General features: G+C 56.9%; 12 protein-coding genes and 1 pseudogene. 12 read left to right on the top strand and 1 reads right to left on the bottom strand.

Going from position 1 to position 18,687, the window contains the following annotated elements:
• Positions 1 to 389 precede the first annotated feature (389 nt).
• Positions 390 to 3,402: pseudogene (locus JUK32_RS15580) on the top strand (Tn3 family transposase).
• Positions 3,403 to 3,531: 129 nt separating this feature from the next.
• Positions 3,532 to 4,302, top strand: a complete 771-nt coding sequence (locus JUK32_RS15575) for a PDDEXK nuclease domain-containing protein (protein ID WP_309224556.1) — start codon at positions 3,532 to 3,534, stop codon at positions 4,300 to 4,302.
• A 247-nt stretch (positions 4,303 to 4,549) separates the two neighbouring features.
• On the opposite strand, the gene JUK32_RS15570 is transcribed toward JUK32_RS15575, so the two are convergent.
• Complete coding sequence (locus JUK32_RS15570; RefSeq protein ID WP_204139788.1) at positions 4,550 to 5,557, bottom strand: AraC family transcriptional regulator; 1,008 nt, start codon at positions 5,555 to 5,557, stop codon at positions 4,550 to 4,552.
• Positions 5,558 to 6,195: 638 nt separating this feature from the next.
• Between JUK32_RS15570 and JUK32_RS15565 the strand changes: the two genes are divergently transcribed.
• The 10 genes from JUK32_RS15565 (at position 6,196) to JUK32_RS15520 (ending at position 18,395) form a co-directional block, all read left to right on the top strand.
• The gene (locus JUK32_RS15565; RefSeq protein WP_204139787.1) at positions 6,196 to 7,077 is read left to right on the top strand and encodes a bile acid:sodium symporter family protein; all 882 of its coding nucleotides are present in this window, start codon (positions 6,196 to 6,198) and stop codon (positions 7,075 to 7,077) included.
• A gap of 212 nt (positions 7,078 to 7,289) precedes the next feature.
• The gene (locus JUK32_RS15560) at positions 7,290 to 8,621 is read left to right on the top strand and encodes a DUF1254 domain-containing protein (protein ID WP_204139786.1); all 1,332 of its coding nucleotides are present in this window, start codon (positions 7,290 to 7,292) and stop codon (positions 8,619 to 8,621) included.
• Positions 8,622 to 8,707: 86 nt separating this feature from the next.
• A complete protein-coding gene (locus tag JUK32_RS15555; protein WP_239112714.1) occupies positions 8,708 to 10,036 on the top strand; it encodes a DUF1254 domain-containing protein in 1,329 nt (442 codons plus the stop codon).
• A 128-nt stretch (positions 10,037 to 10,164) separates the two neighbouring features.
• Entirely contained in the window at positions 10,165 to 11,436 is a 1,272-nt protein-coding gene (locus JUK32_RS15550) for an outer membrane protein (RefSeq protein ID WP_204139784.1), read from the top strand.
• Positions 11,437 to 11,549: 113 nt separating this feature from the next.
• Positions 11,550 to 13,910, top strand: a complete 2,361-nt coding sequence (locus tag JUK32_RS15545) for an arylsulfatase (RefSeq protein WP_204139783.1) — start codon at positions 11,550 to 11,552, stop codon at positions 13,908 to 13,910.
• An 87-nt stretch (positions 13,911 to 13,997) separates the two neighbouring features.
• Positions 13,998 to 15,362: a DUF1254 domain-containing protein gene (locus JUK32_RS15540; protein ID WP_204139782.1), complete on the top strand. Its 1,365-nt coding sequence runs from the start codon at positions 13,998 to 14,000 to the stop codon at positions 15,360 to 15,362.
• A gap of 71 nt (positions 15,363 to 15,433) precedes the next feature.
• Complete coding sequence (locus tag JUK32_RS15535) at positions 15,434 to 16,237, top strand: DUF2092 domain-containing protein (protein ID WP_204139781.1); 804 nt, start codon at positions 15,434 to 15,436, stop codon at positions 16,235 to 16,237.
• On the top strand, positions 16,234 to 16,554 hold the full coding sequence (locus JUK32_RS15530) for a hypothetical protein (RefSeq protein WP_204139780.1): 321 nt from the start codon (positions 16,234 to 16,236) through the stop codon (positions 16,552 to 16,554). The genes JUK32_RS15535 and JUK32_RS15530 overlap by 4 nt, the downstream gene beginning before the upstream one ends.
• Positions 16,555 to 16,567: 13 nt before the next feature.
• The gene (locus tag JUK32_RS15525; protein WP_204139779.1) at positions 16,568 to 17,719 is read left to right on the top strand and encodes a neuromedin U; all 1,152 of its coding nucleotides are present in this window, start codon (positions 16,568 to 16,570) and stop codon (positions 17,717 to 17,719) included.
• Between the two features lie 16 nt (positions 17,720 to 17,735).
• Entirely contained in the window at positions 17,736 to 18,395 is a 660-nt protein-coding gene (locus JUK32_RS15520; RefSeq protein WP_204139778.1) for a DUF1345 domain-containing protein, read from the top strand.
• The last annotated feature ends 292 nt before the right edge of the window (positions 18,396 to 18,687 follow it).

Raw genomic sequence — 18,687 nt, 5'->3', positions numbered from 1 at the left:
TGTATATCAAGTGTTTCAAGCTTCGATTTAGTCAATTTCTTCAGTCCGGCACGTTCATTTCCGCCTCATCTGGCCGCGCCACCCCTACCTTCATAGCTGTTGTTTGCGGAGCGACCCACCCACCGGAAGTATCAGTTGGCCTTATCTAGCGAAATCAGCTTGATCGACCCTTTGGACCAGTATTGGCCTAAATTTTGAAGCAGATCGCGCTCAGGAAATTCTTCGGTCAAAAATTTAAGGTTCTACCCCTGATGCTGGCGTGGAATAGTTGCGTGCCGGGCAACTATTAGCGCCCCTTTCAACCATCACTCGCACTTATCAATCAACTCTGACGACAGAAGAGTCACTATCTTACATGCTGGTTTGGCAATCTGCGCAGCAACCAGACCATGACCCGCATTCAGGATACCGCTTACCCGCGGCTGAAACATCAGCTCACCGCTAAAGCATTGACGACCGTCTACACACCTTCCGGGGAAGAAGTCGGGTTAGCCGCAGGGATAACCCGTAGTCGAGTCACTAAAGTCACCTTCCTGCTCCTCTTGAAAACCTTTCAGCGACTGGGTTACCCAGTACTGATGAAGGATATCCCAGCGAGCATTATTCGGCACATCAGCACCACAGTGGCAGTCTCTGTCTCGGCGGCAGCCCTGGAAAACTATGACCGCTCCGGTAGTCGTCGCCGTCATCTCCAAGTGATTCGGGACTACCTGGGCGTGACGGCTTATGGGGGTGCGGCCCAAGTCGTCATGGTGGAGACGATGACGACCGCCGCTCAGACTAAACACGACCTGGCTGACTTGATTAACGTCGCCATTGAAGAACTGGTCAAAGCGAAGTTTGAATTGCCCGCCTTCAGCACCTTGCAGCGCGCTGCTTTTCAGGTACGGACAGTGGTGACGCAAGGGTTTTACCAGCAAGTCTTGGCGGCCCTGAGCACCGATGACTCTTTGAAAGTGAATCGGCTCTTCATCTGGGAAGCGGAGCACACCACCACGCTGTGGAATCGGTTGAAGCAAGAACCGGGCAAGCCGACGCTGAGCCACCTGAACGTCCTGGTAGAACGACTCCACTGGCTACAGAATTGGCAGATCGCCCCTCATGCCCTGAAAGCTCTGCCATGGGTGAAGCTAAACCAGTTTGCGGCGGAAGCCCAAACCTTGAGTGCTAACCAGATGCGGGAAATGGCTCCTCACAAGCGGTACACCCTCGCGGCAGCCCTCTTGTCGGTGCAATATGCGCGCACCCTCGATGATTTGGCCGAGATGTTGATCAAACGGCTGCGAAAGATACACCACAACGCTCGCGAGGCCCTGGGGCAATATCGCCAAGAAACCCAAAAGCGCACCGATACCCTGGTGACGACGTTGCGGGAGGTCATCGTCGCTTACCAACAGGAAGGTTCTATAGCAGACCGATTGGCGGGTATCGAAACTGTCTTAGGCCCTCAAGCGGAGACCTTACTAGAACACTGCGATGCCCATATGGCTTATGCCGACAATAACTACCTGCCGTTCCTACAACGTTTTTATAAAAGTCATCGCGCCACCTTATTCCGTTTCCTCGACGTCGTACCGCTCCATTCCAGCACTCAGGATCAGCAACTGGAGGCGGCGATTCACTTGATTCGTCAACATCGCACGACCCGCAGCACCTGGTTGGAGGTGCCGACAACCGGGTCTGACGATTCAGACACCACATCATGGCCCATGGATTGGTCTTGGATTCCGTCGAAATGGTGGAAACTCGTGACGGGACAATCCCCCTCACAACGCTCGGAACCGCCAGCGCAATTGCACCGCCAGCAGTTCGAGATTTGTGTCTTCTCCCAGATCCTGTTGGAACTGCAATCGGGCGATCTCTACATCGCCGGGAGTGCCGAATACGGCGACTATTACAACCAGTTGGTGACCTGGGAAGAATATGACGCACAGATCGAGGCCTATGGTCAGCAGGTGAATTTGCCCGTGGAACCGACGGCCTTCGTTCGCCATGTGCAACAGTGGTTAGCAGCGACCGCAACGGCAACGGATGAGGCTTTTCCGACGAACACTCAAGTGGTCTGGAAAGACGAACGGTTAACGATTCGACGGCCACCGCGTCAACGTCCTGCCGGTCTGACTCAGCTTGAAGCCCTGGTCGCCGAACGGCTCACCCCGGTCCATCTCCTCGATGTTCTGACCGATACCGAAGCTTGGCTACATTGGACGCATCACTTTGGCCCCATCTCCGGGCATGAAGCGAAACTAGAAAGCCCAGTAGAGCGCTATCTGGCCACGACCTTTTGCTATGGCTGCAACATTGGCCCCAGCCAGACGGCTCGCGCGTTGAGAACGGTGGACCGCAAACAGTTAGCCTGGGTGAATCAGCGGCACATCACGGAAGCGACACTACAAACCGCGATTGGTGACCTCATCAACGCCTACAATCGCTTTGCTCTTCCCAAGTTTTGGGGCACCGGTGAGCGAGCATCAGTCGATGGCACCAAGTGGGATATCTACGAGAACAATCTCCTGGCGGAGTATCACATCCGCTATGGCGGCTATGGTGGGGGGGCTACTACCACGTCTCTGATACTTACATTGCTCTGTTCAGTCACTTCATTCCCTGTGGGGTCTGGGAAGCGGTATTCATCCTGGATGGTCTGTTGAAAAATGAGTCAGACATCCAGCTGGATACTCTACATGGCGATACTCAGGCTCAGAGTGCAACGGTCTTTGCCCTGGCCTATCTATTGGGCATCACCTTGATGCCGCGCATCCGCAACTGGCAAGCGCTGACGTTTTACCGTCCGACCCGAGAGGTGCGCTATCAACATCTGGATGGACTCTTTTCTGACACCATCAATTGGGCCTTAATTGAAACCCATTTGCCTGATATGTTGCGGGTGGCGATCTCGATTAAATGCGGGCACATCAATGCCTCCACGATTCTGCGTAAGTTGGGGGCCAATAGCCGTAAAAACAAGCTCTATCAAGCGTTTATGAATTGGGTTGCGCTGTCCGTACGGGGTTCCTGCTGCAGTACATCAATGATGCTGACCTTCGCTCTACCATTCAGGCTGCCACCAACAAGAGTGAGGCGTTCAATGCGTTCGTGCAGTGGCTGGCCTTCGGGGGTGAGGGCACACTAGCCACCAACAGTCGCGATGAGCAGCGCAAGCGCATTCAGTACAACCACCTGGTCGCTAATACGCTGATCTTCTACAACGTCTTTGAGCTAACGCGCATTCTCCATGAGCTGAATCAGCAAGGCTATGAGTTGGAAGCCGAAGCGCTGGCCGAATTAAGCCCTTATCTCACTCAGCATGTTAATCGCTTGGGGCTTTATCACCTGGATCTCGAACGGCAGCCACCAGTGATCAATTATGCGGTGCCGATCACCACTAAACGTTCTCCATGAATCCTGAAATGGACTATTTTTAGCGGCTGAAAGCACATCTCTGAAAGACTTTCAGGAGATGTGGCCCATTTTTACACGAATCGGTACCATACCCCATGTACATGCGGGCCTTTGCCGAAGCCTGGCCCGATGAGCATATTGTCCAACGCAGCGTTGGACAATATGCCCTGGCGACACAATATCGCCTTAATCGAAAAGCTGAAGGACGAGGAAGAGCGCCTCTGGTATGGCCAGCAGGCGCTAGAAAATAGCTGGAGCCGGGACATTCTGGTCATGCAAATCGAAACCCACCTGTTCCGACGGCAGGGGGACGCAGTCACCAACTTTGAGAAGACCCTGCCGCCAGAGCAGTCAGACTTGCAGCGCCAACTGCTCAAAGACCCCTATCATTTTGAATTTCTCACGCTAGACAAGGCAGTCCAGGAACGCGATTTAGAACGGCCGCTCGTTGATCGCATCCGTGAGTTCCTACTAGAACTAGGGGTGGGCTTTGCCTTTGTAGGCAGTCAATACCGGTTAGAGCTGGAGGGGGACGAGTTCTTTATCGACTTGCTGTTTTACCACATCAAACTCCACTGCTATGTGGTCATTGACCTCAAGACGACAGAATTCAAGCCAGAATATGCGGGCAAAATGAACTTCTACGTGAAGGCGGTGAACCATCTGCTGTGTGGCGATCGCGACAACCCCACCATCGGTATCGTGCTGTGTCGCTCAAAGAAGCACACCATCGTTGAGTTTGCCCTCGATATGATGGAAAACCCAATCGGCGTCTCGACCTACAAGCTGCGCAACGAGCTGCCGCCCAGCCTACCCACCGCTGAGCAACTGGAGATGGAGCTAGACGCCGCCGTGCGCGACCTGCAAGAGGGCGAGGGAGACGACATCGACAATCTTTGAGCGGGCGCAGCACTGAATGAATTTCTTTAATGCTTTGCAATCTTATCTGTTAAAGGTATTGGATGTTTATAGCAAAATTTGATTATTTTTTTAAGCTATTTGACTCTTGTATATAGTTGACCGTACCTCATGTTGATGACAGGCCCTAAGCAAGCGAGCCAAAAACCTGACTCTGCGATAGCCTTATCGTCTCAACGCAGAAGGACGTGAAGCCAGTTTTCTAGGCCTTTAGGTAACCTGATATCGCCTATCCGTGCAGGAGTCGATACTCGCGGGGCGAGACCCCGGCCCAGCGCCTAAAAGCGCGGGCAAAGTTGGCGGGGTCGGTGTAGCCCAGCTCAAGGGCAACCTCAAGCAGTTTGGCATCGGGCTGTTGCAGCAGCACTACCGCCCGGTTAAACCGGACCTGATCGATCAGTTTGGAGTAGGTCAGCCCCGCCTCGGCTAGGTGCCGCTGTAGACTGCGCACGCTCAGCCCCGAGGCCGCCGCCACCAGATCAATGTTGGGGCAGCCGTAGAGCAAGAGCGCCTGCACAAGTTGCTGCAGCGAGTCGCAGAAGGTGCTGGCGGGGGCAGTTTGCTGAAACCCTGCGTAGGCTGGATGGAGGTTGAAATCATCGCCTGTGGACAGGGAGTTGTAGGGCAAACTGAGGGCGGCCCGAGGAATTTTGATGGCGTTACAGGAACTCATGCCGTGAATGGTGGTACCGGCAAAGTCGTCCATCGCCAGGAGCGATCGACAGAGTGGCCCCTCTAGGTGAATCTCGGTGGGTCGCCAGGCTGGCCCTAACGCTACGCGAAAAGCAGTGAGGTAAATGCCTAAACCGTAGAGAATGGTTTGCAGGTTGCTCCCATGGGCCAGGCAATCATAGTGAAATTGCCACCAGATTGAGTCATGTTCCCACCGAAAGCTCACATGTTCACCCGAGTTGTCCAGACGTACGAGCTGCTCCATGGTCGTGAGCAGATCAAATAGGGTCAGGCAGTTGTTGAGGATTTTGCCGAGGGTACCAAACGTGTGCAGTTGGGTCTTTCGGCCAATTAAAAAACCGAGAGTTTGCAACCCTTCTCGGTTAGCGGCGTTTTCCATCAGGGTTGACCCCTGATAAATCGACAGGAGATGCTCTGGGTAGTCTAAGGCGGCTGGGGTCAGGCTCACTTGCTCTAGAAGGCGATCGGTGGGGGAGCCAATTTGGTTAAGAAAGTCAACAACCGGCAAGACTTGACTGACCCTCACCAGAGGAATTGTTTTCATGAAAATTACGCAGCCACGAGGGCTAAAGGACGGTTGCTGTAGTCTGAAAAGATGCTTGCAAACGCCAGTGTATCAGGGACTGCAAGATTCTTAGTATTCTTGGCGCGAAATGACCAGAAAGTTAAGAATCCTAGTGATATTACTAATAAAGTAAAGATACAGAATATCCTTTTTGACAGGTCAGCATTTGCCAGCTAAGTGAGGGGTTGTCAGGCGTCTACACCTGGTTCAAGACTCTTAACTAAGGTCGTTTTTCAGCGAGAGAGAAAGGATCGGCGAAAATATCAGCACTTTAGGAAAAGGCTTGACGGTTATTGATTGCGGTTTGATAACGGGCTAACCAGTTTTAGTTGACTCGTGTTATTATCTGCGCTCTTAAGGAGGATTGAGCCAAAACCAGAAGTCGCTTTTATTTTTTGGGGTGCTAGAAAAACACAAAATACAGGTTGAGGCACTGATTAGGAAATCGGGAAGATTTAATGATTTGCTTGGCTTGAAGCTCAATGCCTGTTTGAGTGAAATTCAGCCCTGAATGCGATGTCGGCAATATTTTTGGCAGAGTTTTCTTGACCAGTTGATTGATGCCCGCTGCTTGGGTAATCCCCCATTTAAAGCCCCTTTAAGGAGGAGGTTAACCGATGGAATTGAAAGAGTTGTTGAGTAGCTTTGCCCAGATCACGTTATTTGCGGTGATGTTGTCGATGGGCATGGTGCTGGGGTTTGGGGGCATGGCTCGCCTGTGGCGACGGCCCTCGCTGCTGTTGCGGTGTTTGATTGCGGCCTTTGTGGTGGTGCCGTTGGCGGCCATGGCTGTAGTACAGGTGCTGCCCCTGACCTTTGAGGTGCGGGCGGGGATTGCGGCCATGGCGATTATCCCTGGGGCTCCGGTAACCTATCGCAAAATGCTGAAGGGTGCAGGCGATGCGGAACTGGCCGGTAGTTTTCAGGCGACGATGGCGCTGTTGTCGATGGTGCTGGTGCCGCTATGGTTTGGCATTATTTCAGCACTGTACCCCACGGTGGCGGCGGCTCCGCTGGCGGTGGTGTTTAAGCAGGTGATGCTGGTGCAGGGTTTGCCGCTGCTGGTGGGGGCCGCGATCGCCCACTGGTTGCCGGATCTGGCTGACGATTTTAACGAGCCGTTGAACCGCATTAGCAGTGCCATGCTGGTGGCTGTGGTGGTGCTGGTGGCGGCGATGGGGCTATCGCTGGTGTTAAAGGCGGGGCCGCTGCCCATTTTGGCGGTGGTGCTGATGGCGGCAGCGGGACTGCTGAGCGGTCACTATCTGGGCGGCAGCGACCCCGTCACTCGCCAAACGATCGCGATGGCCAACGCCTCGCGCAATGCCGGGCTGGCCCTGGCGCTGATCACCCTCAACTTTCCCACCGTGGCCCATGAGGTGCTGGTCACCATTGCGGCTTATGCGATCGTATCTGGCATTGCCAGCAAGATCTACACCCACCTCTACCAAAAGCGTTTGCCCCAGCCTACCCATCCCCAGGATGCGCCGGGCTTTTAACCGCAACGTCAAGCGAGCCGCTCAACCCGGTGAGCGGTGCCTTGCAGCTCAAAAATAATGCCCCCATTTGGCGGCGGTCTTTAACTAAAACTAAAAACCTGGCTAATCACCCTGACCAAAGCGGTGACTCAGAGTGCAGACAAAGCAGGCGAGCTAAAGACAACTTAGCTGGCTTATCACCGACGTAATTCAACCAACAGAAGACCCCGATCATGACAACCTGTACCGCTGATGAAGCCCGCGCGATCGCCAAGGAAGCCTACATCTACGGTGAGCCCATCGTCGATAACTACCGCATCCAGTACGCCTATTTTGTGGATACATCGAACCGGGAATATAAAGCACCCTGGAACCAGCTATGGAACAGCGCCCGGCTCTTCACCCCCGCCGACAAGGCAATTCAAACGGCCAACACTGACACGTTTTACTCCATGGTCGGTGCCGATCTGCGTGCGGAGCCGCTCGTGCTCACCGTCGCGGCGATTGAAAAGGATCGCTACTTCAGCGTCCAGCTCATCGACTACTATACGCAGAACTTTGACTACATTGGCACCCGCACCACCGGCAACGGCGGGGGCACATACCTGCTCGTCGGGCCTCATTGGCAAGGCGAGACGCCCAAGGGCATCGACAAGGTGCTGCGCTCGGAGACCGAACTGGCATTCCCCGGCTATCGGACACAGCTTTTTAATCCCAGTGACATCGACAATGTCAAGCGGGTGCAAGCGGGCTACAAGGTGCAGACGCTGTCTTCGTACCTGGGTCAGGCCGCCCCAGCCCCAGCCCCAGCCATCGACTTCATGAAGCCGCTCACGCCTGCGGAGCAGAGAACCTCGCTTGAGTTCTTCAACGTCCTGAACTTCGTGCTGCAGTTTTGTCCCACGGTGCCCTCGGAAACCGCACTGATGGAACGGTTTGCCAAGATCGGCGTGGGCGCTGGCAAAACGGTAGACGTTGCCAACCTGTCGCCCGAGGTGAAGACAGCACTGGAACAGGGCATGGCGGATGCCTGGGCCGAACACGCCGCCCTGCAAGAACGGGTCAATGCTGGCGCAGTGAGCACCGGCAGTTTCTTTGGGACGCGCGAATTTCTCAAGAACAATTATCTCTACCGGATGGCCGGTGCCGTTTACGGCATCTATGGCAATTCCAAAGAGGAGGCCATGTACCCAGCTTACGCTAGTGATGCTGATGGGCAGGCGCTCGACGGGGCCAACTGCTACACAGTGCGCTTCTTGCCGGATCAGTACCCACCGGCCAATGCGTTTTGGTCCATGACTATGTACGACTACCCGGCGCAACTGATGGTAGATAACCCCATCAACCGTTACGTGGTGAACTCACCGATGATGTCGCAATTCGTCAAGGATAGCGACGGCGGGCTGACGCTCTACTTCCAGCATGAATCTCCCGGCAAAGACCAGGAAGCTAATTGGCTTCCTGCACCCAAGGGACCGTTTCTAGTCGTCATGCGGCTCTATTGGCCCAAGGCTGAGGCGATCGACGGCACCTGGGCAGCTCCCCCGATGACGAAGGTGCAATAGGCGATTTCATCTAGCCGATCGGATGTCGAATCTATGGCTAGCTGGCCCATCACCGACGTAATTTAACCAAGCAGGAAAACATGATTATGAGCCCCCTTACCGCTGAGGAAGCCCGCGCGATCGCCAAGGAAGCCTATATTTACGGCTTCCCATTGGTGGATCTCTACCGCATTAACTACGCCTATTTCGTTGATTCTAAGAATCCTGAATTCAAGGCACCTTGGAACCAGATCACAAACATTCCTCGCGTATTCACGCCCGCCGATACCGCGATTCAGACGGCGAATTCGGACACGCCCTATTCTTGGGCGGGGCTGGACTTGCGGGCAGAACCCATCGTGCTGACTCTGCCGGAGATTGAAAAGGACCGCTATTTCAGCGTCATGCTGACTGATGCCTATACCTTCAATTTCGATTATCTCGGTACCAGGGCAACTGGCAACGATGGCGGCAGCTTTGCGATCGCTGGCCCAAATTGGCAGGGTGAGACGCCCAAAGGGGTAGAAAAGGTGCTGCGCTCCGAGACGGAGCTGATGCTCGCCGTCTATCGCACGCAGCTGTTCAACCCCGGCGATATCGAGAACGTCAAGCAGGTCCAGGCGGGCTACAAGGTGCAGCCGCTTTCAGAGTTTCTCGGCGAGTCGGCCCCTGCTCCGGCCCCGGCGATCGATTTCATCCAGCCGCTCACGCCGGAGACCCAGAAAACCTCTCTGGAGTTCTTCAACATTCTGAACTTCGTGCTGCAGTTTTGCCCGACGCACCCGTCCGAAACCGAACTGATGGAACGGTTTGCCCAGATCGGCATCGGCGCGGGCAAGACCTTTGACCCCAGCCAACTGACCCCCGACATGACCACAGCTTTCGAGCAGGGCCGAGCGGACGCCTTTGCGGCCTTTGCTGGAGGGGTGCAACAGATGAACAAGGGCACCCTGACGTCGGGCGACTGCTTCGGCACGCGCGAAGCGATGAAGAACAACTACTTGAATCGCTGGTTGGGGACCATCGGGATTTTGGGTAACTCAAAACAGGAAGCGATGTACCCCATCTATCGCATCGATGCCGCAGGGCAGGCGCTGAGCGGAGCCAATCGCTACACCATGCGCTTTGCGCCGGGCGAGTTGCCACCGGTCAACGCCTTCTGGTCGCTGACCATGTATGAACTGCCCGCCAGTCTGCTGGTGGCTAATCCCCTCGATCGCTATCTGCTCAACTCGCCCATGCTGCCGCAATTTGTGATGGATGCGGACGGCGGCTTGACGCTGCTGATCCAGCACGAATCTCCGGGCAAGGACAAGGAGCCTAACTGGCTGCCCGCGCCGCAGGGGCCATTCGCCATGTATATGCGTCTGTACTGGCCGAAGGCAGAGGCGCTGGACGGCACCTGGAAATCGGCCCCCCTGACCAAGCAACGGTAAACATGGCCTTTGCCACCCCCTGGCCAGGGGGACTCAATCGCGGCAGCGAAGAGCTTGACCTTTGCATCAACCACAGCGGCCAAATCAGCCACACTCAACTGTTTTAAGGGCGGAACCCCAATCCTGTCATGAACTCCAAAATCAAACTTGTTAGCCTGGGGGCTACCGTGGCGATCGCGCTGCTGCCCACCCAGGCGAGGGCCAATACCCCCACCCCGCTAGCCGAGACCGATAGCCCCCCCTCTACGCTCACGAGCGTGGAGCCGCTACCAAAAGGGGAGCTAGAAGGTTTGCCGGCAAAGGAGGGGCCAGAAGATCGGGGGCCGGAAGCAGTCGTATCAGATGCGATCGCCCCCGACGCCAGCCAGCAGTCTCCTGACATCACCGTTGTTGAGCCGATTAACGCCACGGTTAACGCGAGTCCTGACCCCAGCGACAATGCCCAAGCTGAGGCGCTGTTACTAACGGCCTCTACCAACAGCGACGATCTACAGCCGGTGGGGTCGATCCCGACGGTGGCGGATGTCATCTCGGCCCCTCTCGTCCAGCCTGCCAACATCGCCCAAGCGGCGACCCCGCCCCAGTCAGACCAGTGGCATTTTTTGCTGGTGCCCTATGTCTATGTGCCGTTATCGATTTCAGGGTCAGCGAACTACGAAGGGTCAGAAGATTTTCGTAATGATTTTTCCGGCAATTTGGCGGGGTCTCGAGATTTTGACTTTACGCCAACCCAAATTCGCTCCTCGCTAGAAAACAGCTTAAACTTCGCATTTTTGGGCGGGTTCGAAGCCTGGACACCGGACTACACCCTGGGCGTGCTGGCTAATATCGACTACCTTTCCCTCACCAGTGACGACACGTTAAATCGCTCCGTGCGCCGTCCTGGCTTCGCCAACTTTGTGCCCACCGAGTTGAATGCCTCCTTAGACACCCAGGTCTGGAATGTAGATCTGGCTGCCAGCTATCGCTTTTATGACCCGGCCCGCGCCAATCCCCAAGGGCTAAATACCGAGTATGACCTGGGGCCTTTTGTGTTTGATGTGCTGGGGGGGCTCAATGTCACCAGCCTGAATACGCAACTGGATCTGAGCACCAATCTGGGGGGAGAGGGCGAGTTTACAACCAGTAAGACCGTAGTCTCGCCGCTGCTGGGAGGAAGATTTCGGTGGAATGCCACCCCGGAATTAGCGGTCGTCCTATCGGGTTCCGTCTCGGGATTTGGCATCGGTGGACTGACGCAATATGGGGTGCTGGGCGGCGTTAACTGGATGTTTTCCGGCAACACTTCCGTGGGGCTGGGGTATCGCTTTGGCTTCCTCGACTACGACTCAGGCTCAAGCGAAGTTGACCTCAACGTTGATCAAAATGGTCCCTACTTGAATTTCGGGTTCCGCTTTTAATCGGCACTGGCAATCGGGGCAGCACTGCAACTGCAGGGTGGGCAGCGCCTACCCGCGTAAGACAAGGGTATTTACCTCAACAAAAACGATCTTTAAATCTACGGAGTTTAACCATGGCAGACGTTCAACGACAAATTCTTCCCATTCCCGACCAGACCCAGTTTGGTATCACCACCTACGATGCCAAAGACCCCGATACCCAATATCCTCCCATTCGAGACCTACGGCCCCCAGCGGGTGCCCCCAACGTGCTGGTGGTACTGCTGGACGACGTGGGCTTTGGGGCCTCTAGCGCCTTTGGTGGCCCCTGCCACACCCCCACCTTTGAGAAACTGGCTGGGCAAGGGCTAAAGTACACCCGCTTTCACACCACAGCCCTCTGTGCCCCCACCCGCCAAGCCCTACTCACCGGACGCAACCACCACTCCGTAGGCATGGGCAACATCACTGAAACGGCTACGGCTGCCCCTGGGCAATGTTCCGTACGACCTAATACGAAAGCACCCTTGCCGCTGACCCTGAAGCTAAACGGCTACTCCACTGCCATGCTGGGCAAATGCCACGAAGTGCCGGTATGGCAGAGCAGCCCGATGGGGCCGTTTGATGCCTGGCCCAGTGGTGGTGGCGGCTTTGAATACTTCTACGGCTTCATTGGCGGCGAAAATAACCAGTGGGACCCGGCGTTGTATGAAGGTACCACCCCCATTGAGCCCCCCGCCACCTTTGAGGAAGGCTACCACCTGACGGAGGACTTGGCTGAAAAGGCCGTCAGCTGGATCAGTCAGCAAAAAGCCCTAATGCCCGACAAACCCTTCTTTATGTACTTTGCCCCTGGTGCCACCCACGCGCCACACCATGTTCCTAAGGAATGGGTCGATAAATACAAGGGTCAGTTCAGCCACGGCTGGGATCGCCAGCGAGAGATTACCTTTGCCAAACAGAAAGAACTAGGCGTGATCGGCCCCAATGCCGAACTCACCCCACGCCATGCCGAAATTCCGGCCTGGGATGAGATGGATGCCGCCTATAAGCCGGTGCTGGAGCGGCAAATGGAGGTCTACGCGGCCTTCCTAGAGCATACCGACTACGCCGTTGGGCAGGTGATCTCGACCCTAGAAGACCTGGAAATTTTGGACGACACCCTGATCTACGTGATCATTGGCGACAATGGCGCATCGGCGGAGGGCACCATCCACGGCGCGTTCAACGAAATGGCCAACTTCAACGGCATGGCAGACTTGGAAACGCCAGAGTTCATGCAGTCGAAGCTGGAAGACTTTGGTGGTCCCGATTCCTACGGTCACTATGCGGTGGGCTGGGCCTGGGCCATGGATGCCCCCTACCAGTGGACCAAGCAGGTGGCGTCCCACTGGGGCGGCACCCGCAACGGCACCATTGTCCGCTATCCCAAGGCGATTGAAGAAAAGGGTGGATTGCGGCACCAGTTCAGCCATGTGATTGATGTCGCGCCTACGGTGCTGGAGGTAGCAGGCATTGCTGAACCGACGATGGTTAACGGTGTGCTGCAAAGCCCCTACGAGGGCACCAGCATGGTCTATAGCTTTAACGAGGCGACCGCGCCTGAACGCCATGACATCCAGTACTTTGAAATGTTTGGCAACCGAGGCATTTACTACAAAGGCTGGAGTGCGGTAACTAAGCACCGGATCCCTTGGCAGATGGTTGGTTATACCATGCTGCCCTTTGACGAAGACGTATGGGAACTGTACGACGGCAGCAAAGACTGGACCCAGATGCACAATCTGGCCCAGGAAATGCCCGAGAAACTGCTTGAACTCCAGCGTCAGTTTCTGATTGAAGCGGTGAAGTACAACGTTCTGCCTTTGGACGATCGCCAGGCAGAACGGGTTAACCCCGATATCGCTGGTCGTCCGACCCTGGTGAAGGGGAACTCGCAACTCTTTTTTGCCGGTATGGGGCGGCTGTCAGAAAACAGCGTCGTCAATATCAAAAATAAGTCGTTCTCGATTACGGCGGAGATTGAGCTGAAGGACAAACCGGCCAGCGGGGTGATCATCGCCCAGGGCGGTAAATTTGGCGGCTGGAGCGTCTACGCCAAGGACGGCAAGCTTAAGTTCGCCTACAACGTGCTGGGCATCCAGGAGTTTTACGCCGAAGCGACAGATCCCATTCCCCAGGGTAAGCACCAGGTGCGGATGGAGTTTGCCTACGACGGCGGCGGGTTGGCCAAGGGCGGCAATGTCACCCTCTACTACGATGGCCAATCCGTCGGCACTGGGCGGGTAGAGGCCACCCAGCCGATGATTTTCTCAGCGGATGAGACCACCGATATCGGCTACGAATCCGGTACGCCCGTCACCCCCGATTACAGCGCCCACACCAGCAAGTTTACTGGCAAAATCCAATGGGTGCAGCTCGACGTGGGCAAAGACGACCACGACCACCTGATCACGCCAGAGGAACGGCTGCGGGTAGCGATGGCGCGGCAGTAGCGACTTGCCTCCAGCCGCCCGGTGGCTTCAAGCCATCGGGCGGCCATTCAACTAAGCCTTACAGACCGATTTTCTGGACGGCCAACCATGCCCCCGACAACCCTGACCGAGGCTGAGGTCTACACCATTTGCTTAGAGGCCTACCTCTATCTTTATCCACTGATCTTGATGAATGTAACCCGTAAGGTCACCACCAATGTAGCCCCTGGACAGCGTCCTGGCCTTGGCCCCGCCAATGCCTTCGCTCACCGGCGGGCCTTTTCGTCGAAGGAGGTGCGGACAGTCGTAAAACCGAACTTTGACCTGCTCTACTCCAGCGCCTGGCTGAATCTCTTGGTAGAGCCGATGGTGGTGTCGGCCCCGGATACGGGCGATCGCGACTACCGACTGCCCATGCTCGACATGTGGAGCGATGTGTTTGCCGTCCCCGGTCAGCGCACCTGCGGGGCGGGGGCGAGGCACTGGGCCGTGGTGCCTCCTGGCTGGCAGGGCAGCCTGGCCGAGGGCGTCGATCGCATTGATGCCCCCACCCCCATCGTGTGGATTTTGGGCGGCATCCAAACCCACGGCCCCGCCGACTACCCCGCTGTTTATGCCTTGCAGGATGGCTATCAGATCACGCCCCTCTCTCAGTGGGGGCAGGAACCCCACTCCATCGCCTTTCGGCCTGACCCGTTAGTGGATATGCAGACCCCGCCGCTGTACCAGGTGAACACCATGCCAGTAGAGAAGTTTTTGGCTTACGGCGCAGTGCTAATGGCTCAGCACCCGCCTCACCCCACCGACTGGTCGCAACTGGCGCGGTTTAAACGCCTGGGGCTGATGCCAGGGTATCCCTTTCACCCAGGGTCGCTCGACCCGGCAGTGCGCGAGGGTTTACAGTCGGTGCCCACGGATGCGATCGCCGCCATCCAGGCCCAATCTGCCACCCTGGGGCGGGTCGTCAATGGCTGGCAGATGCCCCCCGATACCCTGGGCGTCTACGGCAACGCCTACCTACAGCGGGCCACCGTCGCCATGACCAACCTGGGGGCTAACCCGCCCGAGGATGCCGTTTCTTTTCAGAGCGTTGCCGATGCCCACGGGGAAGCCATTGTGGGCGGCCAACCCTATCGCCTGCATTTTGCGGCGGGGGCGCTGCCCCCGGTGCAGGCCCGTTGGTCGATTACCCTCTACGACGGCGACGGGTTACCGGTGCCAAACGCGCTGGAACGGTATGCGGTGGGCGATGGGCGCAGACCGGTCAACGGCGATCGCTCACCCCTCACCTACCATGCCGACGGCGCACTCGATCTCTATATCCAGCCCCACTGCCCTAGCCCAGAGCTGGCTGCTAACTGGTTGCCTGCACCCAGCAGCGGGCCGCTCAATCTCACCCTGCGCCTCTATGCCCCCCAGGTTGAGGCCCTGGATGGGCGGTGGGTACCACCTGTGGTAACCCCCTGGACCTAGAACAGCTCCCTGGGTTCTTTGAGAACCCAGGGAGCTACCCCCCCAATAACCTTTGTTGAATGAGAAAAACGATGAACAACAATCACCTTCTAAAACCAATCAGTGCGGGCGCGATCGCCCTCGGTGTGACCTTGGGGATGGGGGCGATCGCGCGTGCCCCTGCCCAGGCCCAAGACCTCGACCCCAACGCCACCGAGGTCCTGCAATTTATGTCTGACTATCTGGCGGCGACAGAGGCCTTTAGCGTCAACGCCGACATTGACTTTGAAGTGGTGGCCAGCACCGGGCAAAAGCTGCAATTTAGCAGCTACGCCAGTCTGGTCATGCAGCGCCCCAGTGGACTGTACCTTGAGCGGCGAGGGGCGGTGGCCGATGCCGAGCTTTTCTTTGACGGTAGCCAGATCACCCTATTGGGGCGGCGGATCAATGCCTACGCCCAGCAGGCGTTAACGGGCACCGTGGACGACGCCATTCTCGCTGTGGAAGCCGAGACGGGGCTGCCCTTTCCGGGGGCTGACCTGCTGTTTGCCGACCCTTATGCGGTGTTGTCCGAGGGGGTGGAGAGCAGCACCTACGTAGGCACCGCCTACATTAATGGGGTCGAAGTTCACCACCTGGCGTTTCGCGAGGCCGAGGTGGACTGGCAGTTATGGGTGCAAACCGGGGACGTGCCCCTGCCCATGAAGTACGTCATCACCACCAAGTGGTTGACGGGTGCCCCCCAGTACGAAATTCGCCTACGCGACTGGGACACCAGCCCGCAAATTGGCGATGCCCGCTTTACCTTTACCGCCCCGACGGGGGCGACGCAGTTAGAGGCGCTGCCGCCTAGCGAACTCGAAGATTTCACATCCACCGAAGAGGCTCAATCATGAATCAACCAATGATCAATCGAGTGGCGATCGCCACATTAACGCTGTTAGCCACCGGGGCGATCGTCGATGGCGTCTTTAGCCGTGGCGTCATCATGCCCCCAGCCGCCGCGATCGTCGGTCGCCCGGCCACCCCCGTCAGCGTCGCGGGAGCCGCCCGGCGGACTACCCGCCGTGTCATTCGGCGATCGACAATTTATGCCGCCACCCTGCCCGCCAACTGTTACACCGTGGTGATTGAAGGGGCGTCTCTCTACCAGTGCGGCACGACGTACTACCAGCCCTATAACAACCAGTACGTCGTCGTTTATATCGATTAAGAGGAGAACGGTTATGGAATTTTCATCCTCTTTGATCCGGTGGACAACGTGCGGGGTCAGCGTGGCGATCGCCACGGTGCTCAGCTCTCCTGCGGGGTGGACGGCGGAAGGGACGCCGGAGCTATCGACCTTAGAGCCGCTGCCGCGATCGCTATCCCCTCGCAGCATCGATCCGGATGCCCGGTCGGTGGACAAGCCCATAACCGTCTCCCGAGAGAAGTCGTCCCCGGTCGCGTTGCCCTGGTCAGTTGCCGCCACCTACTCAGAGATGACCGAGGTAGCGGCATCTCCCGGGGCGATCGCCGCCGCCTGCACCGTCGCGAGTTGCTTAAGTTGGAGTCCACTTGACGCTGCGTCAGCGCCAGCCGGGGTGGCATCCACCGAACCGACAACGCCGGTCCCGACCCCGGAAATTGCCCAGGCCGCTGATGGTGCAGCTTCGAGTCAGGCTGACCTGGCCAAGGCATCCCAAAACCCCATCGCTAGTCTGATTTCCGTGCCCTTGCAAAACAACACTAACTTTGGCGTCGGCGAGTTTGACCGCACCAGCAACATCCTCAATGTGCAGCCCGTTATTCCCGTACCACTCAGTGATCGCCTGACCCTGGTCAATCGCACCATTATTCCCATTGCTTATCAGCCCGAGCTGGCGGCGGGTCTGGATAGTGCCTTTGGCCTGGGCGACATCAACTACACGGGGTTCTTGGTGCCAGAGACAACGGGCAACTTTACCTGGGGCGTCGGCCCTTCCATTGTGTTGCCCACGGCGACGGATACGATATTGGGCACAGGGAAGTGGTCGATTGGGCCAGCGGCGGTCGGGCTGGTGAGCCAGGGACCCATTGTGGCGGGAGCATTGGTCAGCCAGCTGTGGTCCTTCGCAGGAGACAGCGATCGCGCCGATATCAGCCTGCTAACGGTCCAGCCGTTCTTTAACTACAACTTTGCAGGCGGCTGGTACGCGACCACGTCCCCCATCATCACCGCTAACTGGCAGACCGACGATGACCAATGGACTGTCCCCCTGGGCGGCGGCGGGGGGCGCGTGTTCAATATCGGTAGCCAACCGGTGAATGCTTCGCTGCAAGCCTATTGGAACGCCCTCAAGCCCGAGGGGGCCGCTGATTGGACGCTGCGTGCCCAAATGACTCTGCTGTTTCCCTAGACGTTGGTGCTAAACCATGACCCGTCCCCCGTCCCCACCGATGATCGAATCTCGCTGGCCCGTCGCCCTAACGATTCTGGTGGTGCTGGTTTTGCTGACGGTGCTGCCCGATCGCGTTCGCTTTGCTCCGGTTTGGGTGCCCTATCTGCTGGGGGTCGTGATTCTGGCGGCGATCGCCATGGTGCCGTTAACGGGCGGCAAACGCCGGGCACTCCGAACGGAGCGCTTCATCACGCTGCTGTTCTCTCTGTTGGTGGGAGCTGGCACCCTGGCAGATTTGGGCTACTTGATTGAGGAGATGTTCAACCCTTCCGGAGAACTGAATGGTCTGGAGCTGTTTACCTCCAGCATCGCCGTGTGGGTGATCACCATTCTGATTTTTGCCCTGGTGTACTGGCAGAGCGATCGGGGCGGGCCAGAGATGCGCCGCCGCGATCATCGCCAACCTCCCGATTGGCTCTTTCCCCAAGCCGAGCTAAAGGAAATTTTGCCCCACTGGCAACCGACCTTTGTGGATTACTTATTTTTGTCTTACACCACCGCTACGGCATTTAGTCCTGCCGATGTTGCCCCGCTAACCGATCGGGCCAAGCTGACACTGATGGCCCAGAGCCTGATTTCGTTGGCCACCATTTTGCTAGTGGTGTCGCGCGCGATCGGCATTATTGGTACTTAAACCACGGCCATGTTGAAAACTGGAGTTTTGCGAATCGGCATAACCTCACCTCTCCTCTCCTTGCTAAGGCTACGGCTTATACATAAGTCTCGTAGAGATAGTTTTCAGGGGTTAGATCCCCCCATCCCCCCTTAAAAAAGGTATTTATAGACTTGGCTACCCCCCCATCCCCCAACCCCTTCTCCCAGAACAGGAGAAGGGGAGCCGGAGCAAGTCCCTCTCCCAGTTTTGGGCTACTAAGTACACATAAATCCCTCCTGGGCTAGTGACCATCCCTGAAAGATGGCCTCAA

Origin of the sequence: Halomicronema sp. CCY15110, assembly GCF_016888165.1 — a bacterium.
Classification (GTDB): Bacteria; Cyanobacteriota; Cyanobacteriia; order Phormidesmidales; family Phormidesmidaceae; genus Halomicronema.
This window is presented reverse-complemented; position numbering and strand designations above follow the sequence as displayed.

Excerpts from the sequence above, each read along its gene's own strand:
- JUK32_RS15530 (WP_204139780.1), top strand. The coding sequence starts at position 16,234 with ATGAATCAACCAATGATCAATCGAGTGGCGATCGCCACATTAACGCTG.
- JUK32_RS15520 (WP_204139778.1), top strand. The coding sequence starts at position 17,736 with ATGACCCGTCCCCCGTCCCCACCGATGATCGAATCTCGCTGGCCCGTC.
- JUK32_RS15565 (WP_204139787.1), top strand. The coding sequence starts at position 6,196 with ATGGAATTGAAAGAGTTGTTGAGTAGCTTTGCCCAGATCACGTTATTT.
- JUK32_RS15535 (WP_204139781.1), top strand. The coding sequence starts at position 15,434 with ATGAACAACAATCACCTTCTAAAACCAATCAGTGCGGGCGCGATCGCC.
- JUK32_RS15560 (WP_204139786.1), top strand. The coding sequence starts at position 7,290 with ATGACAACCTGTACCGCTGATGAAGCCCGCGCGATCGCCAAGGAAGCC.
- JUK32_RS15525 (WP_204139779.1), top strand. The coding sequence starts at position 16,568 with ATGGAATTTTCATCCTCTTTGATCCGGTGGACAACGTGCGGGGTCAGC.
- JUK32_RS15550 (WP_204139784.1), top strand. The coding sequence starts at position 10,165 with ATGAACTCCAAAATCAAACTTGTTAGCCTGGGGGCTACCGTGGCGATC.
- JUK32_RS15545 (WP_204139783.1), top strand. The coding sequence starts at position 11,550 with ATGGCAGACGTTCAACGACAAATTCTTCCCATTCCCGACCAGACCCAG.
- JUK32_RS15570 (WP_204139788.1), bottom strand. The coding sequence starts at position 5,557 with ATGAAAACAATTCCTCTGGTGAGGGTCAGTCAAGTCTTGCCGGTTGTT.
- JUK32_RS15540 (WP_204139782.1), top strand. The coding sequence starts at position 13,998 with ATGCCCCCGACAACCCTGACCGAGGCTGAGGTCTACACCATTTGCTTA.
- JUK32_RS15575 (WP_309224556.1), top strand. The coding sequence starts at position 3,532 with ATGAGCATATTGTCCAACGCAGCGTTGGACAATATGCCCTGGCGACAC.
- JUK32_RS15555 (WP_239112714.1), top strand. The coding sequence starts at position 8,708 with ATGAGCCCCCTTACCGCTGAGGAAGCCCGCGCGATCGCCAAGGAAGCC.